Raw genomic sequence first — 23,646 nt, forward strand, 5'->3', positions numbered from 1 at the left:
TTTATAGCACGGCAGTATTTCTGAACAGTATCCCAAAGAAATATTATCTGCCGGGTCTTGTGATTTGGCATCTTTGCGCCAATATCTGCAACACGCTTTCACATAAGGTACGCCATGACAACTTCCAAATTAACTGAGCAAACTCAACTGCCGTTATTGCCGCTGCGGGACGTTGTAGTTTTCCCGCATATGGTGATACCGCTGTTTGTAGGTCGCCCCAAGTCGATCAAAGCGCTGGAAGCCGCGATGGAGCAGGGCAAGAGCATCATGCTCGCCGCCCAGAAAGCTGCCGCCAAAGACGAACCTTCCGCCTCCGACATCTATGAAATCGGTTGCGTGGCTAACATCCTGCAGATGCTGAAACTGCCGGACGGCACCGTCAAGGTGCTGGTCGAGGGTGCCCAGCGCGCCCGCATCCGCAAAATCACCGACGCGCCGACGCACTTCGTGGCCGACCTGACCCCGCTCGATTCCGAGATCGGCGATGATTCGGAAATCGAAGCGATGCGCCGCGCCATCGTCCAGCAGTTCGACCAGTACGTCAAACTGAACAAGAAAATCCCGCCGGAGATCCTCGCTTCGCTGTCCGGCATCGACGACGCCGGCCGCCTGGCCGACACCGTGGCCGCGCACCTGCCCCTCAAACTCGAGCAGAAGCAGGTCATCCTGGAGATCTTCAACGTCGCCAAGCGCCTGGAGCACCTGCTCGGCCAGCTGGAAGGCGAACTCGACATCCTGCAGGTGGAAAAGCGCATCCGTGGCCGCGTCAAGCGCCAGATGGAGAAGTCGCAGCGCGAGTACTACCTGAACGAGCAAGTCAAGGCCATCCAGAAGGAACTGGGCGAGGGCGAGGACGGCGCCGACCTGGACGAGCTGGAAAAGAAAGTGGCGGCCGCCAAGATGCCGAAAGAGGCGCTGGACAAGGCCAACGCCGAGCTGAAAAAGCTCAAGCTGATGTCGCCGATGTCGGCCGAAGCCACCGTGGTGCGCAACTACATCGACACCCTGGTCGGCCTGCCATGGAAGAAGAAGTCCAAGGTCAACAACGACCTGGCGAACGCCGAGAAAGTGCTCGAGGGCGACCACTATGGCCTGGACAAGGTCAAGGAACGCATCCTGGAATACCTCGCGGTGCAGCAGCGCGTCGACAAGCTGAAAGCGCCGATCCTGTGCTTCGTCGGTCCTCCTGGTGTGGGTAAAACCTCGCTGGGCCAGTCCATCGCCCGCGCCACCAACCGCAAGTTCGTGCGCATGGCGCTGGGCGGCGTGCGCGACGAGGCCGAGATCCGCGGCCACCGCCGTACCTACATCGGCTCCATGCCTGGCAAGGTGCTGCAGTCGCTGGCCAAGGTCGGCGTGCGCAACCCGCTGTTCCTGCTGGACGAGATCGACAAGATGGGCGCGGACTTCCGCGGCGATCCGTCGTCGGCCCTGCTGGAGGTGCTGGACCCTGAACAGAACCACACGTTCTCGGACCACTACATCGAAGTGGACTTCGACCTCTCCGACGTGATGTTCGTGGCGACCTCGAACTCGTACAACATTCCGCCGGCCCTGCTGGACCGCATGGAAGTGATCCGCCTGTCGGGTTACACGGAAGACGAGAAGACCAACATCTCGCAGCGCTACCTGCTGCCGAAGCAGATCAAGAACAACGGTCTGAAGGAAGAAGAGATCTCGGTGTCCGAAGCCGCGCTGCGCGACATCATCCGCTACTACACCCGCGAAGCCGGCGTGCGTTCGCTGGAACGCGAAGTGTCGAAGATCTGCCGCAAGGTGGTCAAGATGCTGCTGCTGAAGAAGTCGGACAGGAAGGTTGCCGTCACGCCGAAAAACCTGGACAAGTTCCTGGGCGTGCGCCGCTACGACTTCGGCGTGGCCGAGAAAGAGAACCAGGTTGGCCAGGTGGTCGGTCTGGCATGGACCGAAGTGGGCGGCGATCTGCTGACCATCGAAGCCGTGACCATGCCGGGCAAGGGCAACGTGATCCGCACCGGCACGCTGGGCGACGTGATGAAGGAATCGATCGAGGCGGCCCGCACCGTGGTGCGCAGCCGTTCGGCGCGGCTGGGCATCAAGCCCGAAGTGTTCGAGAAGAGCGACATCCACATCCACGTGCCGGAAGGCGCCACGCCGAAGGACGGTCCGTCGGCCGGCATCGCGATGACGACCGCGCTGGTGTCCATCTTCACGGGCATCCCGGTGCGTGCCGACGTGGCGATGACGGGCGAGATCACGCTGCGCGGCGAAGTGCTGCCGATCGGCGGCCTGAAAGAGAAGCTGCTGGCGGCGCATCGCGGCGGCATCAAGACGGTGCTGATCCCGGAGCAGAACGTCAAGGACCTGGCCGAAATTCCGGACAATGTGAAGAACAAGCTGGAAATCGTGCCGGTGCGCTGGATCGACAAAGTGCTGGAAATCGCACTCGAGCGCCAGCCGGAAGCCATCGTGGAAACCCCTCCGGTAGAGGCGGTGGCCGCCGCGGCGGCCAAGGTTGACGGCCAGGGCGAAGTGGTCAAGCACTAAGTCCCGGCTGGCATAACTTGTCCGTTTGACCATAAACAGGCGCCGAAATGGCGCCTGTTTCAATTTTTACTGGTGTTTTGTACTGTGTTTCCCTTGACACAAGGTTGCAACGGCTTGTTTAATACGGCCTGAGATTTTCTCTGCCGTATAAAAACGGTATAAACGATATAAACCTTTGTGACGGGGAAGCTTGTGAACAAGACTGAATTGATCGACCATATTGCCACTTCCGCTGACATCTCGAAAGCGGCTGCTGCGCGCGCACTGGATGCGGTGATCGATGGCGTAACTACCACTCTGGCCAAAAACGACAGCGTCACCCTGGTCGGCTTCGGCACTTTCTCCGTGAGCGAACGCGCTGCCCGCACCGGCCGCAATCCGCGCACGAAAGAAGAAATCGTGATCGACGCAGCCAAAGTTCCTAAATTTAAAGCTGGCAAAGCTTTGAAGGATGCTGTAAACTAACGGACTTCGGTGAGTTGCCAAGCCAGCTTGAAACTCACCGAGGCGGTTTGATTGGGCGCTTAGCTCAGTTGGTAGAGCGGAGCCCTTACAAGGCTTAGGTCGGGAGTTCGAGCCTCTCAGCGCCCACCAGTCAAGCCGGCGCAGTAACAGTGATGCTGTACCTGTATTTGCTGGAGCGGTAGTTCAGTTGGTTAGAATACCGGCCTGTCACGCCGGGGGTCGCGGGTTCGAGTCCCGTCCGCTCCGCCAACAAATACAAACAAACATCTGACCAGGAGCGGTAGTTCAGTTGGTTAGAATACCGGCCTGTCACGCCGGGGGTCGCGGGTTCGAGTCCCGTCCGCTCCGCCAAGAATATGGAAGCCCCTGCAGCTGCGAAGTTGCAGGGGTTTTTTCATTTTTGGCATGCTTGCCGTTTTCTCAAAACTGCGCCTTGCTATAGAGCGGCGCGGCGCTGTAAAATCGCGACGGAATATTTCCTCTCCTAAGAATGGCGGACCATGTTTGAATTTATACGCACGCATCAAAAGCTGATGCAGATTTTACTGGCGATCCTGATCGTGCCGTCGTTTGTGTTCGTCGGCGTGGCCGGCTACAACAACACCGGCGACGAGGCCAACATCGTGGCCAAGGTCGGCGACCAGTCCATCACCCGGCAGGAATGGGAAGCCGCGCAGCGCAACCAGCTCGACAGCTTCCGCCAGCGTATGGGCGCGCAGTTCGACCAGAAACTGTTCGACACGCCAGAGTTCAAGAAGAACGTGCTGGAGCGCCTGGTGGCTGACCGCGCGGTCGCCGCCGAGATGGTCCGCAGCCACCTGACCGTGGCCGACTCGGTACTGCAGAAGCAGATCCTGGACACCCCCGGCCTGCGCAAGGACGACGGCAGCTTCGACATGGAGCGCTACAAGGCGCTGCTGGGCGCGCAAGGCCTGTCGCCGGCCGGCTACGAGGCGCAGCTGCGCCGCGAGATGGCGCTGCAGCAGCTGGGCGGCGCCGTGCAGGGCACCGGCATCGTGCCGCGCGCCGTGGCCAAGCAGATCTCCGATTTCGGCGCGCAGGAGCGCGAAGTGCAGGAACAGCTGTTCCCGGCCGCGCAATTCCTGGGCCAGGTCAAAGTCACCGACGAGATGGTGAAAGCCTTCTACGACAAGAACGGCAAGTTGTTCGAAGTGCCTGAGCAGGCCAAGATCGAATACGTGGTGTTCAGCGCGGCCGCCGTGGAATCGCAAGTGAGCGTGACCGACGCCGAAGTCGCCGCCTACTACGACGCCAACAAGGCCCGCTTCGCCAGCCCTGAATCGCGCCGCGCCAGCCACATCCTGGTCACCGTGGGCAAGGACGCCAGCGCCGCCGACAAGGCAGCCGCCAAGGCCAAGGCCGAAGCCATCCTGGCCGAAGTGCAGAAGAACCCGGCCGACTTCGCCAAGGTCGCCAAGGCCAAGTCGCAGGATCCATCGTCGGCCGAGCAGGGCGGCGACCTGAACGAACTGGAAAAAGGCTCGCTGCCGAAGGCGCTGGAAGACAAGGCCTTCAGCATGAAGCAGGGCGAGATCGCCGGTCCGATCGAGACCGAGTTCGGCTACCACGTGGTCACCATCACGTCGCTGAAACCGTCCACCACCAAGCCGCTGGACGAAGTGAAGGACACCATCGCCGCCGACCTGAAGAAGCAGAAGGCCGGCAAGCAGTACTCGGAAATGGCCGAAGCGTTCACCAACACCGTGTACGAGCAGTCCGATAGCCTGAAGCCGGTGGCCGACAAGCTCAAGCTGAAAGTGGAAAGCGCCGAGAACATCACGCGCAACCCGTCGCCGGCGCTGGGCACCGCGCCGTTCAACAACGCCAAGTTCCTGGCCGCGCTGTTCTCGGCCGAGTCGCTGAAAAACAAGCGCAACACCGAAGCGGTTGAAGTGGCGCCGAGCACGCTGGTGGCAGGCCGCATCGTCGAGTTCAAGCCTGCGGCCAAGCGCCCGCTGGCCGAAGTCGACGCCGCCATCCGCCAGCGCGTCACGGCCGAAGAAGCCGTGAAGCTGGCGCGCAAGGAAGGCGAAGCCAAGATGGCCGCCGCCAAGGCTGCCGGCAGCGCGGACGGCTTCGGCCCGGCGCAGCTGGTGTCGCGCAGCGAAGGCAAGGGCCTGAGCCCGCAAGTGCTGGCTGAAGTCATGAAGGCCGACGCCAGCAAGCTGCCGGCCTATGTCGGCGTGGAAGTGCCGGGCGCAGGCTACGGCGTGTACCGCATCGGCAAAGTGCAGCAGCCGGCCACGCAGGACGCCGCCCGCCGCAAAGCCGAGGAAGAGCAGATCACCAGCATCGTCGCCGAGCAGGAGATGGCCGCCTACGTCGAAGCGCTCAAGCAGAAATCCAAGGTCAAGATCCTGGCCTCGGCAGAACCGGCCAAGACCGACGAAGCCAAGTAAAACCAAGCCAGGTACAAAGTCAAAATCAATGCCGCCCTCGGGCGGCATTTTTCATTCAAAGACGTGAATTGATCCGCAGCAAAATGGGGTCAGGGTTAATATTGCAAAAATAATTAACCCTGACCCCATTTTGGTTTACGGCAATCGGTAGAGTGCCGGCTTAAGCGGGGTGGAGCTGGCGGGCGGCGGCGAGGAGGTCGGCGGGGGCGATGCCGGGCAGTTCGAGGACCTGGGCGTCGGCGATGCGGGGGAAGTTGCGGTCGATGGAGCGCGTGTAGGCGGGGTCGTAGTGCTCGGCCAGCAGCGCGTCCACCAGCTCGGCCATGCGGCCTTCGCTGGCCAGGCTTTGCCAGTTGTGGATCTTGTCGTTGCCGTGCAGGGAGGCCAGGTAGCCGAGCTGCTCGTTGAGCGGGCCGGCGTCCTGCGTGTAGTGGACGTAGTCTTCCATCAGCAGCTGCACCCGGTGCGCGCGCGACAGTTGCAGCGCGATGCAGCGCGCGGCGCGGATCTGTTCCATCAGCGCGCCGGGCACGCGCAGCGCGCCGACTTTCTTGCTCTCGGATTCGACGAATACCGGCAGCGCCGGGTCGAAGCCTTGCAGGCGCTGCCAGATGGCCGTCTCGAAGGCTTTCTGGGTGGGCTGCGGCTGGCTGGGCAGGCCGCCCAGCACGGAGCCGCGGTGCGCCGCCAGCTGTTCCAGGTCCAGCACCTGCGCGCCGATCGAATCCAGCGTCTGCAGCAGCCGGCTCTTGCCGCTGCCGGTGGTGCCGCACACCACGCGGAAGTCGAGCGCCGGCGGGTGCTCCAGCGCGCTGCTGACGAACTGGCGGAAATCCTTGTAGCCGCCTTCCAGCTGCACCACCGGCCAGCCGATCTTGGCCATGATGTGGGCCAGCGAGCCGCTGCGGTTGCCGCCGCGCCAGCAGTAGACCAGCGGCCGCCATTCGCGCGGCTTGTCCAGCCAGAGCGCGTCGATGTGGGCGCTGATGTTGCGCGCCACCATGGCGGCGCCCATTTTGCGCGCCTCGAAGGCGTTCACTTGCTTGTAGGTGGTGCCGACCTGGATGCGTTCTTCGTCGTTCAGCACCGGGCAGTTGATGGCGTTGGGCAGGTGGTCCAGCGCGTATTCGGATGGGCTGCGCGCGTCGATAATGGCGTCGAACTCGCCCAGGCGGCCGGCGATGTCGGCGAAGCGCAGGATTTCGGGATATTTCATTGTGTTCTTATTTTGCCTTCAATAATGGCTGCAGGTAGGGCCAGATGTTGCCGAGGATAATGGGGTGCGCGGCCGCCAGCGGGTGCAGGCGGTCGGGCTGGAACAGTTCGCTCTTGTCGGCCACGCCGTCGAGCATGAAGGGCGCCAGCGGCGCTTTGACGTCCTTGCTGAGCGCGCCGAACATGGCGAAGAATTTGTCGGCGTAGTCGCGGCCGTAGTTGGGCGGCATGCGCATGCCCACCAGCAGCACCTGGGCGCCGGCGCCGCGCGCCTGGCTGATCATGGCGCGCAGATTGGCCTCGGCGGCGGCCACCGGCAGGCCGCGCAGGCCGTCGTTGGCGCCCAGTTCGATGACCACGATGGACGGCTGGTGCTTGCTCAGCAGGGCCGGCAGGCGGGTGCGGCCGCCGCTGGTGGTTTCGCCGCTGACGCTGGCGTTGACGATGCGCGCATCGATTTTCTGCGCCTGCAGCTTCCGTTCCAGCAGCGCCACCCAGCCGGCGCCGCGCGCCAGGCCGTACTCGGCTGACAGGCTGTCACCCAGCACCAGCACGGTTTTTGGTGCAGAATAGGCGCTTGCGGCGGCGCTGAACAAGAACAGCGCCACCACCGGCAGCCACAAAACCTGATGTAACTTTTTCAAAAAGACCATGCCTGAATTCCCTAAAGCGTCCAGCAATTTCATTCCGGATTCGCCGTCCATGGCGGACAGCGGCACTGTGCGGGCCGGCGCGCCGGGCCAGTCGGCCATCGTGGTGGCGGGCCTGAGCAAGCGCGTGGCGGACGCCAGCGGCGAGCTGACCATCCTGCACAGCGTGGATTTTACCGTGCAAAAGGCGGAGACGCTTGCCATCGTTGGGGCCTCGGGTTCGGGCAAGTCGACCCTGCTGGGCTTGTTGGCCGGGCTGGACTTGCCCAGCACCGGCAGCGTGCACCTGGACGGCAGCGATATCTACGCGCTGGACGAGGACGGCCGCGCGGCCGTGCGCAAGGCGAAACTGGGCTTTGTGTTCCAGTCCTTCCAGCTGCTGGCGCACCTGACGGCGCTGGAGAATGTGATGCTGCCGCTGGAACTGGCGGGCGACGACAATGCGCGCGCCAAGGCCGAGGCCATGCTGGGCCGGGTGGGGCTGTCGAGCCGCCTGAAGCACTATCCCAAGTATTTGTCCGGCGGCGAGCAGCAGCGCGTGGCGCTGGCGCGGGCTTTCGTGGGCGAACCGCCGCTGCTGTTTGCCGACGAGCCGACCGGCTCGCTGGACGCGGCCACTGGCGAGGCGGTGATCCAGCTGATGTTTGAGCTGAACCGCGAGCACGCTTCCACGCTGGTGCTGGTGACGCACGATCCGTCCATCGCGGCGCGCTGCGGCCGCGTCATCACCATCGCCGCCGGGCGCATCGTGTAGCCGGCAAAATCAGCGGCCGTGGTGCTGGACCAAGCGGTTCAGCGCCGTGCGGATGGCCGGTATCAGTTCGCCGGCGGTCAGCCCGATCGGTCCCGCGCCCTCGGTGACCATCACGTCCGCTGCCATGCCGTGCAGCCAGACCGCCGCCAGCGCGGCCTCCCACACCGGCCAGCCTTGCGCCAGCAGGCTGCCGCACAGGCCCGCCAGCACGTCGCCGGTGCCGGCCGTGGCCAGCGCGGGGTTGCCGGTGGTGTTGATGACCACCTGGCCCTGCGGCTCGGCCAGCACCGTGCCCGATCCTTTCAGCACCACCACCGCCTGCATGCGCGCGGCCAGCCGGCGCGCGGCGGAAGGACGGTCGGCTTGCACTTCGGACACGGAAATGCCCAGCAGGCGCGCCGCTTCCAGCGGGTGCGGCGTGAGCAGGGTGGCGCCCGCGCGCTCGGCCAGCGCGTTTTGCAGGGCCGGATCGGCCGCCAGCAGGTTGAGCGCGTCCGCGTCCAGCACTGCGGGACTGGCGCTGGCGATGGCGCGCGCCAGCAGGCCGTGCGCGGTGCGCGCCGTGCCGAGGCCGGGGCCGGCCACCACCACGGCGGTATCGAAGTCGAAATCGCCGGCCTGGCGGCACATCAGTTCTGGGTAGGCGCTGTCGTAGGCCGGCGCGTGGTCGGCGAAGCAGGCGTAGACGCGGCCGGCGCCGGTGAGCAGCGCGGCGCGCGCGGCCAGGATGGGCGCGCCCGCCATGCCGTGCGCGCCGCCCAGCACCGCCACGTTGCCGTAGCTGCCCTTGTGCGTGTTGTGGCGCCGCGCGCGCACGTGGCGCACGAAAAACTTCACCTCGTTCAGGTGCTGGCGCGAGGGCTGGAACAGCGTGGCGTCCAGGTCCAGCCGCGAAACCTGCACCAGGCCGGCATGGTCGCGGCCTTCGCAGGTGTGCAGGCCGGGCTTGTCGCCGATGAAGGTGACGGTGTGCGTGGCGCGCACGGCGATGCCGTTCGGGCCGACGATGGCGCCGGTATCCGCATCCAGCCCGCTCGGCACGTCCAGCGCCAGGCGCGAGCAGGGCAGGCCGTTCACGGTGGCCACCAGCGCGCGCAAATGCCCTTCCAGCGGGCGTTTCAGGCCGATGCCGAACAGGCCGTCGACCACCAGGTTCCATTCGACGGTGGCGATGGCTTCCAGGCTCAGTTCCTCGAACAAGGCTGCGCTGGAGCGCGCCCGCTGCAGCGCGTGCCCGCGCTCCTGCGACGACGCCGCGCCGCTGTCGAGATGCAGAATGGTGACCTGGGCGCCGGCGTAAGCCAGGTGAGCCGCCGTTTCCAGCGCGTCGCCGCCGTTGTTGCCCGGCCCCGCCAGCACCAGCACGCGCGCGCGGCCCGTAGAGAAAGGCAGCAGATCCAGCGCGGCATTGGCCCCGGCCTGGCCGGCACGCTGCATCAGCGCGCCCGGCGGCAGGCGCTGAGCGGCGGTGTGCTCAATCAGGCGGATCTCGGCAACAGTGTAGAGGGGATTCATGGCAGGCCGTGGCAGTGGGGATGATGTCATTCTAGCATTGAAGCGGCGCTGCGGAATCGGCAACAAATTGGACAGGAATTGTGCTACCGGCACATTGCCATGCGCACTACAATAAGCGCTTCTCGCATAGCTGGAGGTAGCGTATGGACTGGCAGTTCTGGATCGATCGTGGCGGCACGTTTACGGACATCGTGGCGCGCATGCCGGATGGCGGGCTGCGCACGCACAAGCTGCTGTCCGAGAATCCCGAGCAGTACCGCGACGCGGCGATTGCCGGCATTCGCCACCTGCTGGGCGTGGCCGCAGGCGATCCGGTGCCGGCGGCGCGCATCGAGGCGGTGAAGATGGGCACCACGGTGGCCACCAACGCGCTGCTGGAACGCAAGGGCGAGCGCACCGCGCTGGCCATCACGCGCGGCTTCCGCGATGCGCTGCGCATCGCTTACCAGAACCGTCCACGCCTGTTCGACCGCCATATCGTGCTGCCCGAGCTGCTGTACAGCCACGTGGTGGAAGTGGACGAGCGCATGGGCGCGCACGGCGAGGTGGTGCGGGCGCTGGACGCGGAAGGCGCGCGCGCCGGCCTGCAGGCGGCGTTCGACGCGGGCCTGCGCTCGCTGGCCATCGTCTTCATGCACGGCTACCGCTACAGCGCGCACGAGGCGGCGGTGGCGGCCATCGCGCGCGAAATCGGCTTCACGCAAGTGTCGGTGTCGCACCAGGTGAGTCCGATGATGAAGCTGGTGGCACGCGGCGACACCACGGTGGTGGACGCCTACCTGTCGCCCATCCTGCGGCGCTATGTGGACCAGGTGGCAAGCGAGCTGCCGGGCGTGAACCTGCAGTTCATGCAGTCCAACGGCGGCCTGACCGACGCGCGCGCCTTCCAGGGCAAGGACAGCATCCTGAGCGGCCCGGCGGGCGGCATCGTCGGCATGGTGCGGGCCAGCCGGCTGGCGGGCTTCGAGCGCATCATCGGCTTCGACATGGGCGGCACCTCGACCGACGTGTCGCACTTTTCGGGCGACTTCGAGCGCGTGTTCGAGACCCAGGTGGCTGGCGTGCGCATGCGCGCGCCGATGATGAGCATCCACACCGTGGCGGCGGGCGGCGGCTCGGTCCTGCATTTCGACGGCAGCCGCTTCCGCGTGGGGCCGGACAGCGCGGGCGCCAATCCGGGGCCTGCCAGCTACCGGCGCGGCGGGCCGCTGGCGGTCACGGACTGCAACGTCATGCTGGGCAAGATACAGCCCGGCCATTTCCCCAAACTGTTCGGCGCCGACGGCAGGCAGCCGCTGGACGCCGCTGCCGTGCGCGAGCGCTTCGCCGCGCTGGCCGATGAAATCAACGCCGCGGCGCCGGACACTTCGGGCGCCCCGGCCACGCCTGAGCAGGTGGCGGCCGGCTACATCGAAATCGCGGTCGGCAATATGGCCAACGCGATCAAGCAGATTTCCGTGCAGCGCGGGCATGACGTCACCGAGTACACGCTGACCAGCTTCGGCGGCGCAGGCGGGCAGCACGCCTGCCTGGTGGCCGATGCGCTGGGCATGAAAACGGTGTTCATCCATTCCCTGGCCGGCGTGCTGTCGGCCTACGGCATGGGCCTGGCCGACCAGACCGCGATGCGCGAGGCTGCGGTCGAGACACGGCTGGCCGAAGGCGGCGGGCAGGACTTGTCGCAGCGGCTGGCGGCATTGGGCGAAGAGGCGCGCGGCGGGCTGCTGCGGCAGGGCGTGGCGGCGGAACGGATTTCGCTGATACGCCGCGTGCACCTGCGCTACGAGGGCACGGATTCCGCGCTGATCGTGCTGTTCGACAGCATGGACAGCATGAAGGCGCAGTTCGAAGCGGCTTACAAGAAGCGCTTCTCCTTCCTGATGCAGCACAAGGCGCTGATCGTGGAAGCGGTGTCGGTGGAGGCGGTCGGCGCGTCGGATGCGCCGGCGGAGGCGGTGCCGCGGCAGGCGCCGCGCGCAGGCGGGCTGCAGGCGTCGGCCGTGGTGCCGATGTACGCGGCCGGCGCCTGGCGCGACACGCCACTCTACCAGCGCGAGGACACGCGCATCGGCGACATCATCAACGGCCCGGCCATCATCGCCGAAGCCAACGCCACCACGGTGGTGGAGCCGGGCTGGCAAGCCGTGGTCACGCCCCACGACCACCTGGTGCTCACGCGGGTCGAAGCGCTGCCCGAACGGCGCGCCATCGGCACCACGGCAGACCCGGTGATGCTGGAGATCTTCAACAACCTCTTCATGTCGATCGCCGAGCAGATGGGCCTGCGGCTGCAGAACACGGCCTACTCGGTGAACATCAAGGAGCGCCTGGACTTCAGCTGCGCCATCTTCGACGCCGACGGCAACCTGATCGCCAACGCGCCGCACATGCCGGTGCACCTGGGCTCCATGGGCGAAAGCATCAAGACCGTGATGCGCGAGAACGCCGGCCGCATGCGCGCGGGCGATGTCTACATGCTGAACGACCCGTACAACGGCGGCACGCACCTGCCGGACGTGACGGTGATCTCGCCGGTGTTCGACGAGGCGGGCGGGGAGATCCTGTTCTACGTGGGCTCGCGCGGCCACCACGCCGACATCGGCGGCACCACGCCCGGCTCGATGCCGCCCGACTCGCGCAGCATCGAGGAAGAGGGCGTGTTGATCAACAACTTCAAGCTGGTGGACGGCGCGGCGGGCGGCCAGCTGCGGGACGCTGAAACCCGCGCCCTGCTGGCCGGCGCAAAGTACCCGGCCCGCAACCCGGACCAGAACATGGCCGACCTGCGCGCCCAGGTGGCCGCCAACCAGAAAGGCGTGGACGAACTGCGCAAGATGGTGGCGCACTTCGGGCTGGACGTGGTGCGCGCCTACATGGGCCATGTGCAGGACAACGCCGAAGAGGCGGTGCGCCGCGTGATCGGCGCGCTGCACGACGGCAGCTACACGCTCAAGCTGGACAACGGCGCGCAGATCCAGGTGGCGGTGCGGGTGGACCGGGCCGGGCGCAGCGCCGAGATCGACTTCACCGGCACCTCCGGCCAGCTGGAGAACAACTTCAACGCGCCGTCGGCCGTGTGCATGGCGGCTGTGCTGTACGTGTTCCGCACGCTGGTGGACGACGAGATTCCGCTCAACGCCGGCTGCCTCAAGCCGCTGCGGGTGCTGATCCCGCCGGGCTCCATGCTCAATCCGCACTATCCGGCGTCTGTCGTGTCGGGCAACGTGGAGACGTCCACCTGCATCACCAACGCGCTGTACGGCGCGCTGGGCGTGCTGGCCGCGTCGCAGGGAACCATGAACAACTTCACCTTCGGGAACGCGCGCTACCAGTACTACGAGACCATCAGCGGCGGTTCGGGCGCGGGCGAGGGCTTCGACGGCACCTCGGTGGTGCAGACCAATATGACCAACTCGCGCCTGACGGACCCGGAGATCCTGGAATTCCGCTTCCCGGTGCGGCTGGAGAGCTACGAGATCCGGCAGGGTTCCGGCGGGGCGGGGCGCTGGCATGGCGGCGACGGCGGCGTGCGCAAGGTGCGCTTCCTGGAGGCGATGACGGCGGCCATCCTGTCCAACAACCGCCTGCATGCGCCGTTCGGCATGGCCGGCGGGCAGCCGGGCCAGGTGGGACGCAACCTGGTGCAGCGCGCGGACGGCAGCATCGAGCAGCTGGGGCACATCGGTAAGACCGACATGGCGCCGGGCGACGTGTTCATTATCGAAACGCCGGGCGGGGGCGGTTACGGCGAAACTTAAGGCTAAGCCGTGGTGGAAATGCCGTACTTGCGCTGGGTGGCGCTGTATTGCTGCAGCAGGATGTCGTAGTCGGGGTTGCCGCTGTCGATGCGGCCCAGGCGCTGCAGCAGCTGGCCGGCTTGCTCGCCCAGCGGCGCTTCCCAGCCCAGCTCGTCGAGCTGGCGCAGCATGGCGCTGGCGGCGGCGTACAGCACCGACAGGTTGCCCGGGCTCTTGCGCAAGGCCATATTGAGCGAACTGACCGCCGCGCGGTGGTCGCCTTGTTCCAGATGGCCGGCGGCGCTTTCCAGCAGCTCCTCCACCTGGTGCGTGATCTGCTCGCCGATGCCGCGCGCCAGGTCGTGCCGGCCGGCCTGCTCGAACACGCCCACCGCCTGTTCCATCGACAAGCCGCTGTCGCTGTCGTTCATCATGTCGATGACAACGCCGGCCGCGTCCTTGTCTAGCTTGTGCTTGAGGCAGCTTTGCACCAGGTTGAGTTTCAGGGGACTGGACAAGCCCTTGGCCAGCGCCACGGCGGCCACGGCGTTGCTCAGCTCGGCGGCGGCGGCGGTGTCGTTGCCGGTCAGGTCCAGCAGCAGGGCGGCCGAGATGGCGCGGCACACTTCGGTGTTGGCGTTGCCGCGCAGCGAGCGCTCGAGGTCGCGGATCACGCCGCTGGCCTGGTTGGCGTCGCCTTTCTTGACCAGCGCCCTGACCAGGTTGACATGGTCTTCCGGGTCGCGGAACTCGGAGTACTTGGCTTTCGCCACCACCTGCTTGAAGGCTTTCTCGGCCACGCCGATATCGCCGGTTTCATAGGCCACCGTGCCCAGGTGGCGCAAACGGCTCACCATGTGCGGCGAGATCGCCACCGCGTCCTCCAGCACCTTCTTGGCCTGCACCGCCTGGCCCAGCGCCTCGTGGGTGCGCGCCAGCAGGTCGTAGGCGGCCATGTATTTGGGGTTCTGCGACAGCAGCTTGTCCAGCGTGAGCAGGGCGTCGTCGTAGCGCTGGGCGGCGAACTGGCAGCGCGCCAGGCCCAGGTGCGCCCAGCCTATCGGCCGTCCGGCCAGGATGGTGTGGTAGGCCAGTTCGGCCTCGGCCAGCAGGCCCTCGCCGAAATACAGCTCGGCGCGCAGGCGGGCGAAGTCGGTGGCGTGGCGCGGATGGTTCGCTTCGGCCGCCGTGGAGGCGGCGATGGCGCCGCGCACGTCGCCCTGGGTAATCTTCTCGTAGATGGGCAGGAAGGCGGTACGCCGGCCCACCGCCTTGGCAATGCGCTGCAGCAGCACTTCCACCGTGAACGGCTTCAGGATGTAGTCGGACGGCAGCAGTTCGGCGGCGCTGACCACCTTGCCGTATACGCCTTCCGAGGTGAGCATGATGAAGATGGTCCAGGGGCCGATCAGCTTGTGGTGCCGCAGGTCTTCCAGCAGCTGCTGGCCGTCCTGGCCGTTGTCGCCGCTGCCGCTGCCCAGGTCGTACTCGCACAGCACCAGGTCGTAGTTCTTCTTGCCCAGCTGGCGGATGGCCGTGCCGGAGCTCACCGCGTCGTCGATGCGCACGATGCCGGACTGGTTCAGCATGTTGCGCAGGCTGGCGCGCATGCCGGGATTCGGGTCCACCAGCAGGACGGAGAGGTCGGCGTAGTCTTGCATCAGCGGGACTCCGCGGCGGCCGGCGCGGCGGCCGGGTTGGCAGGCGGCGCACCGGCGGCAGCGCCTGCACCGGCGGAAGCCGCCACGGCGGGCGCGTATTTCTGGCGGATGGCGGCGTACTGGGCGATCAGGCCCGGCAGTAGCGGATGGGCGGGATTGTCGTCGCGGATGCGGCGCAGCAGGCCGGTGCACTGCACCGCCAGCGTGGCGTCCCAGCCCAGGTCCATGATCTGGCGCAGCATGGCGGTGGCGGCCACGGTCCACAAGCCCTTGTGCTCGGGGCGCTTGCGCAGGGCCTGCTGCAGCACTTCGACCGCCCCCGCCAGGTCGGCGTTGCGGCTTTTCTCGGCGGCCTGGCGCACCATGGCGTCCACCTCCAGGTCCAGCTGCTGGTCGTAGCTGCGCGCCACGTCCTCGCGCCCGGCTTGCGCGCACAGTCCCACCACGTCTTCGGCGCTCACGCCGCTGTCCGGGTCCTTGGTCAATTCATCGAACAGCCGCGCCGCCTGTTCGTCCATGCGGTTCACCAGGCAGCTGTGCGCCAGCCCCAGCTTGATGTTGCTGGACATGCCGGTGGTTTCCGACAGCAGCGCCATGGCCTTGGCCAGTTCGGCCGCCGCCGCATCCGGCTTGCCGTTCAGCTCCTGCAGCATGGAGGACGAGTAGGCGCGGCACACTTCCACGTCCGGGCCGCTGCGCAGCGAGCGCTCCATGTCGCGGATCACGGCGGAGGCGCCGCCCGCATCGCCTTTCCTGACCAGCGTGCGCACCAGGTTCACATGGTCGGCCGGGTCGCGGAACTCGGAGTACTTGGCCTTGGCCACCACCTGCTTGAAGGCCTTCTCGGCCGCCTCGATGTCGCCGGTGGCATAGGCCACGTCGCCCAGGTTGCGCAGGCGTGACACCATGTGCGGCGAAATGGCGATGGCGTCTTCCAGCACCTTCTGCGCTTCCTGGTCCTTGCGCTGGGCGCGCAGCGCCTGGGCCAGCAGGTCGTAGGCCGCCATCAGCTTGGGATTGTCGGCCACCAGCGTCTCCAGCTGCGCCTGTGCGTCCGGATAGCGCTTCATGGCGAAAGCGCAGCGCGCCCGCCCCAGCTGCGCCCAGCCCAGCGGCTTGCTGGCGACGATGGCGGTGTAGGCCTGTTCCGCCTCGGGCAGGCGGTCCAGGCTGACCAGCAGCTCGGCGCGCAGGCGGGCGTAGTCGGTGGCGTAGCGCGGCTGCGCGGTCTCATTGGTCAGGCAGGCGGCAATCGCTTCGCGCGCCTTGCCCTGGCCTATCATCTGGTACACCGGCAGGAAGGTGGCGCGCCGCTCCAGCGCGCGGCCGATGCGCTGCGACAGCACGTCCACGGTGAACGGTTTCAGGATGTAATCGGTGGGCAGCAGCTCGGCGGCGCTCACCACCTTGCTGTATACGCCCTCGGAGGTGAGCATGATGAAGATGGCCCACTGGCTGATAAGGCGGTGCAGGCGCAAGTCCTCCAGCAACTGCTGGCCGTCCTGGCCCACCTCGTTGCCGCCGGCGCTGCCCAGGTCGTATTCGCACAGGATGACGTCGAAGTCGCGCTTGTTCAGCGCCCGGATGGCCGTGCCGGCGCTGACGGCGTGCTCCACCTTGGTGATGTTCACCTGGGTCAGCATATTGTGGACGCTGGCGCGCATACCCTGGTTGGGGTCGACGATCAGGACCGACAGGTTGCTATAGTCTGGCATCTTCTTTCTTTCAAGCCGGGCATACTTTTTTTCCAGCATACTCCAAGGATAGCCACATTTGGGTGCATTGCAGCACTTATACAGCAAAAATGTTGCTTCAAGGGCACGAGCGGCCAGGTCTGCGCGTGACAAAGCTGTATAGCGGACCCTGCCCGGGGAGGTGCTAACAGGGTATAATGCCGGGCAAAGGATTTTAGCCGCACAGATTTCTTCTTTAATCCGCAGCCACGCTGCTCAACCACCTCCCAACCATGTTGATTTTGCCGGGTTCTAACGCCCTGTCTGCATTCCGTAGCCAACGCCTCCTCACTCAACTGCAAGCCGTGTTGCCCGCCATTACGGCCGTGCAAGCGCGCCACCTGCACTTCATCGACGCCGCCGCGCCGCTTTCCAGCGACGACACCAGCCGCCTGCAAGGGCTGCTGACCTACGGCGAGCCCGCCCAGGCCGACCTGGCCGACGGCGGCGCGGTCGAAGAATTTGTCGTGATCCCGCGTTTCGGCACCATTTCGCCATGGGCATCCAAAGCCACCGACATCGTGCACAACTGCGGCATGGCCCACATCAAGCGCGTCGAGCGCGGCGTGGCCTACCGCATCCATCTGAAAGCCGGTTTCCTGGGCAGCAGCATCGGCGCCGGCAAGATGTCGGCCGAGCAGGCCGAGGCCGTAGCGGCGCTGCTGCACGACCGCATGACCGATTCCGTGCTGCGCCACGCCGACGAAGCCGCCGGCCTGTTCCGCACGCTGGAAGCCAAGCCGCTGGAAGCGATCGACGTGCTGGGCGCCGGCAAGCAGGCGCTGGAGAAAGCCAATACCGACCTCGGCCTGGCCATGTCGGAAGACGAGGTGGACTACCTGCACGAGGCCTTCACCAAGGCCCAGCGCAATCCGACCGACGTGGAACTGATGATGTTCGCGCAGGCCAACAGCGAACACTGCCGCCACAAGATCTTCAACGCCGACTGGACCATCGACGGCGAAGCGAAGGACAAGTCGCTGTTCAAGATGATCAAGAACACCCACGAGAAACAGCCGAAGGGCACCATCGTGGCCTACAGCGACAACTCGTCCATCATGGAAGGCGCCGTGGTTTCGCGCTTCTTCCCGCAAGGCGCCGGCCAGGAATACGCCGCCACCACCGAGCTCACCCACACCCTGATGAAGGTGGAGACCCACAACCACCCGACCGCGATTTCCCCGTTCCCCGGCGCCTCCACCGGCGCCGGCGGCGAAATCCGCGACGAGGGCGCGACCGGCCGTGGCGCCAAGCCGAAAGCCGGCCTGTGCGGCTTCACCGTGTCCAACCTGATGATCCCGGGCGCCGTGCAGGCCTGGGAAAACGCCGCTTCGGTGACCGCGCCGTACGCCCAGCGCGACACGTCGAAAGCCTACGGCAAGCCGGACCGCATCGCCTCGCCGCTGCAGATCATGATCGACGGCCCGCTGGGCGGCGCCGCGTTCTCCAACGAATTCGGCCGTCCGGTGCTGGGCGGCTACTTCCGCACCTACGAGCAGAACGTCGGCACGCAGACGGCCGGCACGCCGGACACCGTGTACGGCTACCACAAGCCCATCATGATTGCCGGCGGCATCGGCAACATCTCCGGCCAGCACACGCACAAGAACGACATCCCGGTCGGCAGCCTGCTGATCCAGCTGGGCGGTCCGGGCATGCGCATCGGCATGGGCGGCTCGGCCGCTTCCTCGATGGCCACCGGCACCAACACCGCCGACCTGGACTTCGACTCGGTCCAGCGCGGCAACCCGGAAATGGAACGCCGCGCCCAGGAAGTGATCAACGGCTGCTGGCAGCTCGGTCCGAACAACCCCATCATCTCCATCCACGACGTGGGCGCCGGCGGCTTGTCGAACGCCTTCCCGGAAATCACCAACGACGCCAAGCGCGGCGCGCTGTTTGACCTGCGCAAGATCCCGCTGGAAGAATCCGGCATGGCGCCGAAGGAAATCTGGTCCAACGAATCGCAGGAACGCTACGTGCTGGCCATCGCGCCGAACGACCTGCCAGCGTTCAAAGCCATGTGCGACCGCGAGCGCTGCCCGTTCGCCGTGGTGGGCACCGCCACCGAAGAGCGCCAGCTCAAGCTGATCGACGACGAAATGGGCAACAGCCCGGTCGACATGCCGATGGACGTCCTGCTGGGCAAACCGCCTAAAATGCAGCGCGACGTGCACCATGTGCAGAACGACTACCCGGCCATCGACCTGACCGGCATCTCGCTGGAAGAAGCGGCCAAGCGCGTGCTGCTGCTGCCGACCGTGGGCGACAAATCCTTCCTGATCACCATCGGCGACCGCACCGTGGGCGGCATGTCGGTGCGCGACCAGATGGTGGGCCCGTGGCAGGTGCCGGTGGCCGACTGCGCCGTGACCGCCATGAGCTACGAAGGCTACCTGGGCGAAGCGATGGCGATGGGCGAGCGCACCCCGCTGGCCGTGATCGACGCGCCGGCCTCGGGCCGCATGGCCGTCGGCGAAACGGTGACCAACCTGGCCGCCGCGCCGATCCGCTCGATCGAGGACATCAAGCTGTCCGCCAACTGGATGGCCGCCTGCGGCCAGCCGGGCCAGGACGCCGCGCTGTACGACACCGTGCAGGCGGTGGGCATGGAACTGTGCCCGGCGCTGGGCATCTCCATCCCGGTCGGCAAGGACTCGCTGTCCATGCGCACCACCTGGAAGGACGAAGACCAGAGCAAGGCCGTGATGTCGCCGGTGTCGCTGATCGTGTCCGGCTTCGCGCCGGTGTACGACGTGCGCAAATCGCTGACCCCGCAGATCCGCATGGACGCGGGCGACACCGTCATGATCCTGATCGACCTGGGCCGCGGCAAAAACCGCATGGGCGCCTCCGCGCTGGCGCAGGTGATGGGCCAGCTGGGCAACGAAGCGCCGGACGTCGACAGCGCCGAAGACCTGAAGGCCTTCTTCACCGCCATCCAGCAACTGAACCGGGACGGCAAGCTGCTGGCCTACCACGACCGTTCGGACGGCGGCCTGTACGGCACGCTGACCGAGATGGCCTTTGCCGGCCGCGCCGGCCTGTCGATCAACCTCGATATCCTGACCCTGGACGCCGGCCACGGCGCCGACCACGGCGACGCCAAGAACTGGGCCGCGCAGATCGGCGAACGCCGCAACGAGCAGACGCTCAAAGCGCTGTTCAACGAGGAGCTGGGCGCCGTGGTGCAAGTGCGCGCCGACGAGAAATCGCTGGTCATGGACGTGCTGCGCTCGTTCAACCTGGGCGCCTGCAGCCACATCATCGGCAAGCCGAACGACCGTGGCGTGATCGAGTTCACCCGTGACGCCAAGCTGGTCTACAGCCAGCCGCGCTTCGAGCTGCACCGCCTGTGGAGCGAAACCAGCTGGCGCGTGTCGCGCATGCGCGAAAATCCAGCCACGGCGGACGCCGAATACGACCGCCTGCTGGACCTGGCCGACCCGGGCATCTCGCCGAAACTGACGTTCGACCCGTCGGAAAACGTGGCCGCGCCGTTCCTGGCCACCGGCGCGCGTCCGCGCGTTGCCATCCTGCGCGAGCAGGGCGTCAATTCGCACATCGAAACCGCGTGGGTCATGCACCAGGCCGGCTTTGCCGCGGTGGACGTGCACATGAGCGACCTGATCGCCGGCCGCGTCAAGCTGGACGACTTCCAGGGCGTGATCGCCGTGGGCGGCTTCTCGTACGGCGACGTGCTGGGCGCGGGCGAAGGCTGGGCCAAGTCCATCCTGTTCAACCCGGCGATGGCAGAGCAGTTCGCGCGCTTCTTCGGCCGCAGCGACACCTTCGGCCTGGGCGTGTGCAACGGCTGCCAGATGATGAGCAACCTGAAATCGATCATCCCGGGCGCGCATGCGTGGCCGAAGTTCACCACCAACAAATCCGAGAAATTCGAAGCGCGCTTCTCGATGGTGGAAGTGCTGGACTCGCCGTCGATCTTCTTCCAGGGCATGGCCGGCACCCAGACCGCCATCGCCATCGCGCACGGCGAAGGCTACGCCGACTTCTCGCAGACCGGCAACATCGGCGAAGCGATCGCCGCGCTGCGTTTCATCGACAACAAGGGCGCCGCCACCGAAGCCTACCCATACAACCCGAACGGCTCGCCGCAAGGTTTGACGTCGGTGACCACGGCCGACGGCCGCTTCACGGTGATGATGCCGCACGCCGAGCGCGTATTCCGTTCGGTGCAGCAATCCTGGCACCCTGAATCGTGGGGTGAAGACTCCCCATGGATGCGCATGTTCCGCAACGCCCGCAAGTTCATCGGCTAAATCTGCCGGTCAATGCGTAAAAGCCGGGTCCGCCCGGCTTTTTTTATTCTTCACTGCAAAATGGGGTCAGGGTTAATTATTTTGGAAATATTTCCCGAATAATTAACCCTGACCCCATTTGTCTTTTCGGAATTGTTTATTCTTCGGACCAGAGGCGGCCGGCGGTGGCCCAGTGCTCTTTTTTGACTTCGTGGATCAGCACGTCCACGGAGTCGGGCGTCGAGCCCAGCGTGGCGCAGGTGGCTTCGGTGATGGCTTGGACGAAGGCGCGCTTTTGCTCGGGCGTGCGGCCTTCGAAGAGTTGGACGTTGATGGTGGGCATGGCGGTTCCTCAGGTGCGGTAGGTGGGGGTGGTGGCGTCCAGCCGGCGCAGCAGGGCGGGCCACTCGAGGCGGCCTTCGGGGCTGCCGTCGCCAAGCAGCTCGCGGTGCGCTTTCAGGCAGACGGCTTCGCTGGGCTGGCGCAGGGGCATGCAGGCGGATTGGGCCAGCAGCTGCAGGCGGCAGGCCTGGTCCAGCGTTTGCATCAGTACGAAGGCTTCGGCGATGGTGCGGCCGACCGTCAGGCTGCCGTGGTTGCGCAGCAGCAGGGCGGGGTGCCGGGCCAGGCTTGCCGTCAGCCGGGCCTGCTCGGCTGGCGTCATGTCCAGGCCTTCGTAGTCGTGGTAGGCCAGCTCGCCGTAGAAGCGCAGGGCGTAGGGCGACAGCGGCTGCAGCCCTGGGCCTTGCATGCCGACGGCGATGGCGCTGGGGTTGTGCAGGTGCATGACGCAGGCGGCGTCCGGCCGGGCCGCGTGTACGGCGCCGTGCAGCGCAAAGCCGGCCCGGTTGACCGGATGCGGGGAGCGGCAGATGATGTTGCCGCTGCGGTCTACCTTGACGAGATTGGATGCACGGATTTCGTCGAATCGGAATCCGAAGGGGTTGATTAAGTAGTGGCCCGGTTCGCCGGGAACGGCGGCAGATATGTGGGTATATATGCCGTCGTCCCATCCGAATTGGGCGCACAGCTGGTAGCAGGCTGCGAGATCAATCCGGGTTTGCCATTCGGCGGGGCTGGTGATGCCGGGCGGCGTTAATGCGGCTTGGCCTGATGTAGAGAGTCTGTCCATCGGGACAGATTAGCAGGCCGTTTGACGCTGTTAATCCGCCAGCGGTAATGGCTGTCATGCGCTGCGGCATATATGCCGGTTAAAGATGTTTGGTGGCTTCGCGGTAGCTGAGCGCTGCCAGCGTGCCTTTATTCTTTTGCGTGAAGGCCCTGACCTCTTCCGGCGCGTGGTGTGCATAATCTCTTAATGCCCAGCCGATCGCTTTCTGGATAAAGAATTCCTTTTCGTGTGCCAATGCCAGGCAATAGGAATAAAGCATGCCGCTATCGGTATTGCCGCGCCAGCCTAATTGGTGCAATAGGGCGATGCGGCGCATCCAGAAATTTTCGTGGGCCAGTGCATCGTCCATATAATCGTGCCGCCCCTGTAATACTTCGCCGATAATGCCCGCCAATGCGTCTACCGTGTCCCACCAGGATTTGCGCTGGACCAGGGCGAGCAGGGCGGGAATATCTTGGATTGCGAGTTCTTTGCGGTGCATGTCCAGCAGGTCCAGCGCGGCGTAGTGATATTCGCGCTCGGGCAGTTCCCATAATTCATTTGCCAGTGCAATCAGGTGCGCGGGGCCGCTGCCTTTTAACTGGCGCAGCTGGGGCTTTAAGGCGGCGCGCCGCGCCGGGGTGGCGATGCCCAAATAGTCGAATTGATCGCGCATATAGGCGCGCATTGCCTTTGCGCGCTCGGGATCGGCGATTGAAAGCAGTGTGGCCTGGACTTGCTGCAGAAATTCAGTGTTCATAGGTGAAAGTATGCCAGAGTCTGGCGTGATCGTGCCGGAATCTGGTATCCTGCTGGCGAAAAAAAGAGGCGCTCCGCAGAGCGCCTATGCTGTATCCAGGGCTGATAGTTTAAGACGGCTTACCACTTGCGCGAGATTGGATGATTTGTCTTGCATGGAGGCCGCTGCTGCGGCGGTTTCTTCCACCAGCGCGGCATTTGGCTGGGTGACCTGGTCCATCCGGTTAATTGGGATATTAACTTGTTCGATGCCGGCCGTTTGTTCCTGGCTGGCGTGGCTGATCTCGCCATGATATCGGTTACCCGTTTTACGCTATTGACGATTTCCTGCATGGTGGTGCCTGCCTGGTCCACCAGTCGGATGCCGGCATCCACTTTTTGAGTTGAATCGTCGATCAGGCCTTTAATTTCCCGCGCTGCGGCGGCGGAGCGCTGCGCCAGATTCAGCACTTCGGATGCAACCACGGCGAAAGATAATATCGACAATCTTGCGGGAAGAATCGTTAATCGAGCTCATGGTTTTAACGACTTCTTCAATCATGTCTCCACCTTTTAACGCCACTTGGAACGCGGATGCGGCCAGTGCATTTGCCTGGCGGGCATTATCGGCATTTTGTTTGACGGTTGCGGTAATTTGATTTATCGAGGAAGCGGTACGGCCCAGCGAGCCGGCGTGTTCTTCAGTGCGGTTGGATAAATCCAGCTTGCCGGAGGCGATTTCCTGCGAGGCGAGGGCAATTGTATCGGTACCGGCCCGGATTTACTGCGCCATGGCGGCGAGGTGGTCCTGGTATTGGTGGCTGTCACCAGCAGGGCGTGGTCTTGTTCCGTAAACAAAAAA

Annotated in this window: 14 protein-coding genes, 3 tRNA genes and 1 pseudogene; 9 read left to right on the forward strand and 9 right to left on the reverse strand. The window is 65.3% G+C overall.

Annotated features, from left to right (window positions below; all coding sequences use genetic code 11):
• Positions 1-114: 114 nt before the first annotated feature.
• From lon to AC56DV_RS30430, 6 genes are all read left to right on the forward strand, one after another.
• Positions 115-2,526 (forward strand): endopeptidase La, encoded by a 2,412-nt coding sequence (lon, locus tag AC56DV_RS30405; RefSeq protein ID WP_496317935.1) that lies wholly within the window; start codon positions 115-117, stop codon positions 2,524-2,526.
• Between the two features lie 177 nt (positions 2,527-2,703).
• Positions 2,704-2,991, forward strand: a complete 288-nt coding sequence (locus tag AC56DV_RS30410) for an HU family DNA-binding protein (protein ID WP_307188286.1) — start codon at positions 2,704-2,706, stop codon at positions 2,989-2,991.
• 53 nt (positions 2,992-3,044) lie between these two features.
• Positions 3,045-3,120: transfer RNA gene (locus tag AC56DV_RS30415), tRNA-Val, on the forward strand.
• Between the two features lie 43 nt (positions 3,121-3,163).
• Positions 3,164-3,240, forward strand: a tRNA-Asp gene (locus AC56DV_RS30420).
• 25 nt (positions 3,241-3,265) lie between these two features.
• Positions 3,266-3,342: transfer RNA gene (locus AC56DV_RS30425), tRNA-Asp, on the forward strand.
• 149 nt (positions 3,343-3,491) lie between these two features.
• Entirely contained in the window at positions 3,492-5,411 is a 1,920-nt protein-coding gene (locus tag AC56DV_RS30430; RefSeq protein ID WP_496317936.1) for a SurA N-terminal domain-containing protein, read from the forward strand.
• Positions 5,412-5,571: 160 nt separating this feature from the next.
• On the opposite strand, the gene mnmH is transcribed toward AC56DV_RS30430, so the two are convergent.
• Positions 5,572-6,627: a tRNA 2-selenouridine(34) synthase MnmH gene (mnmH, locus tag AC56DV_RS30435; protein ID WP_496317937.1), complete on the reverse strand. Its 1,056-nt coding sequence runs from the start codon at positions 6,625-6,627 to the stop codon at positions 5,572-5,574.
• A 7-nt stretch (positions 6,628-6,634) separates the two neighbouring features.
• Complete coding sequence (locus AC56DV_RS30440; RefSeq protein ID WP_496317938.1) at positions 6,635-7,279, reverse strand: arylesterase; 645 nt, start codon at positions 7,277-7,279, stop codon at positions 6,635-6,637.
• A gap of 49 nt (positions 7,280-7,328) precedes the next feature.
• Between AC56DV_RS30440 and AC56DV_RS30445 the strand changes: the two genes are divergently transcribed.
• Positions 7,329-8,030, forward strand: coding sequence for an ABC transporter ATP-binding protein (locus AC56DV_RS30445; protein ID WP_496318505.1), 702 nt, complete (start codon positions 7,329-7,331; stop codon positions 8,028-8,030).
• Positions 8,031-8,039: 9 nt separating this feature from the next.
• On the opposite strand, the gene AC56DV_RS30450 is transcribed toward AC56DV_RS30445, so the two are convergent.
• Positions 8,040-9,545 carry an NAD(P)H-hydrate dehydratase gene (locus AC56DV_RS30450; RefSeq protein WP_496317939.1) on the reverse strand — a complete coding sequence of 502 codons (1,506 nt, stop codon included), beginning with the start codon at positions 9,543-9,545 and terminating at the stop codon, positions 8,040-8,042.
• A 143-nt stretch (positions 9,546-9,688) separates the two neighbouring features.
• Between AC56DV_RS30450 and AC56DV_RS30455 the strand changes: the two genes are divergently transcribed.
• Entirely contained in the window at positions 9,689-13,303 is a 3,615-nt protein-coding gene (locus tag AC56DV_RS30455; RefSeq protein ID WP_496317940.1) for a hydantoinase B/oxoprolinase family protein, read from the forward strand.
• Positions 13,304-13,305: 2 nt separating this feature from the next.
• Here AC56DV_RS30455 and AC56DV_RS30460 read toward each other — a convergent pair whose 3' ends face one another.
• Positions 13,306-14,943 carry a tetratricopeptide repeat protein gene (locus tag AC56DV_RS30460; RefSeq protein WP_496317941.1) on the reverse strand — a complete coding sequence of 546 codons (1,638 nt, stop codon included), beginning with the start codon at positions 14,941-14,943 and terminating at the stop codon, positions 13,306-13,308.
• The gene (locus AC56DV_RS30465) at positions 14,943-16,658 is read right to left on the reverse strand and encodes a tetratricopeptide repeat protein (protein ID WP_496317942.1); all 1,716 of its coding nucleotides are present in this window, start codon (positions 16,656-16,658) and stop codon (positions 14,943-14,945) included. Before AC56DV_RS30465 ends, AC56DV_RS30460 begins: the two co-directional genes overlap by 1 nt.
• A 251-nt stretch (positions 16,659-16,909) precedes the next feature.
• Between AC56DV_RS30465 and purL the strand changes: the two genes are divergently transcribed.
• The gene (gene purL / locus AC56DV_RS30470) at positions 16,910-20,956 is read left to right on the forward strand and encodes a phosphoribosylformylglycinamidine synthase (RefSeq protein WP_496317943.1); all 4,047 of its coding nucleotides are present in this window, start codon (positions 16,910-16,912) and stop codon (positions 20,954-20,956) included.
• A 136-nt stretch (positions 20,957-21,092) separates the two neighbouring features.
• On the opposite strand, the gene AC56DV_RS30475 is transcribed toward purL, so the two are convergent.
• The 4 genes and pseudogenes from AC56DV_RS30475 to AC56DV_RS30490 all read right to left on the reverse strand — a co-directional run.
• Entirely contained in the window at positions 21,093-21,278 is a 186-nt protein-coding gene (locus AC56DV_RS30475) for a 4-oxalocrotonate tautomerase (RefSeq protein WP_496317944.1), read from the reverse strand.
• Between the two features lie 9 nt (positions 21,279-21,287).
• Positions 21,288-22,067 (reverse strand): class II aldolase/adducin family protein, encoded by a 780-nt coding sequence (locus AC56DV_RS30480; RefSeq protein ID WP_496317945.1) that lies wholly within the window; start codon positions 22,065-22,067, stop codon positions 21,288-21,290.
• A 79-nt stretch (positions 22,068-22,146) separates the two neighbouring features.
• Entirely contained in the window at positions 22,147-22,806 is a 660-nt protein-coding gene (locus tag AC56DV_RS30485; protein WP_496317946.1) for a DNA alkylation repair protein, read from the reverse strand.
• Positions 22,807-22,890: 84 nt separating this feature from the next.
• Positions 22,891-23,565, reverse strand: a pseudogene (locus tag AC56DV_RS30490) (methyl-accepting chemotaxis protein); the annotation flags it as partial.
• Positions 23,566-23,646 lie beyond the last annotated feature (81 nt).

It is taken from the genome of Massilia sp. BGA-UO-ETr-WB1 (assembly GCF_059567845.1).

Coding starts and splice junctions, on each gene's coding strand:
- AC56DV_RS30460 (WP_496317941.1), bottom strand. CDS start 14,943: ATGCAAGACTACGCCGACCTCTCCGTCCTGCTGGTGGACCCGAATCCC.
- AC56DV_RS30480 (WP_496317945.1), bottom strand. CDS start 22,067: ATGGACAGACTCTCTACATCAGGCCAAGCCGCATTAACGCCGCCCGGC.
- lon (WP_496317935.1), top strand. CDS start 115: ATGACAACTTCCAAATTAACTGAGCAAACTCAACTGCCGTTATTGCCG.
- AC56DV_RS30475 (WP_496317944.1), bottom strand. CDS start 21,278: ATGCCCACCATCAACGTCCAACTCTTCGAAGGCCGCACGCCCGAGCAA.
- mnmH (WP_496317937.1), bottom strand. CDS start 6,627: ATGAAATATCCCGAAATCCTGCGCTTCGCCGACATCGCCGGCCGCCTG.
- AC56DV_RS30455 (WP_496317940.1), top strand. CDS start 9,689: ATGGACTGGCAGTTCTGGATCGATCGTGGCGGCACGTTTACGGACATC.
- AC56DV_RS30445 (WP_496318505.1), top strand. CDS start 7,329: ATGGCGGACAGCGGCACTGTGCGGGCCGGCGCGCCGGGCCAGTCGGCC.
- AC56DV_RS30485 (WP_496317946.1), bottom strand. CDS start 22,806: ATGAACACTGAATTTCTGCAGCAAGTCCAGGCCACACTGCTTTCAATC.
- AC56DV_RS30465 (WP_496317942.1), bottom strand. CDS start 16,658: ATGCCAGACTATAGCAACCTGTCGGTCCTGATCGTCGACCCCAACCAG.
- AC56DV_RS30430 (WP_496317936.1), top strand. CDS start 3,492: ATGTTTGAATTTATACGCACGCATCAAAAGCTGATGCAGATTTTACTG.
- AC56DV_RS30440 (WP_496317938.1), bottom strand. CDS start 7,279: ATGGTCTTTTTGAAAAAGTTACATCAGGTTTTGTGGCTGCCGGTGGTG.
- AC56DV_RS30450 (WP_496317939.1), bottom strand. CDS start 9,545: ATGAATCCCCTCTACACTGTTGCCGAGATCCGCCTGATTGAGCACACC.
- purL (WP_496317943.1), top strand. CDS start 16,910: ATGTTGATTTTGCCGGGTTCTAACGCCCTGTCTGCATTCCGTAGCCAA.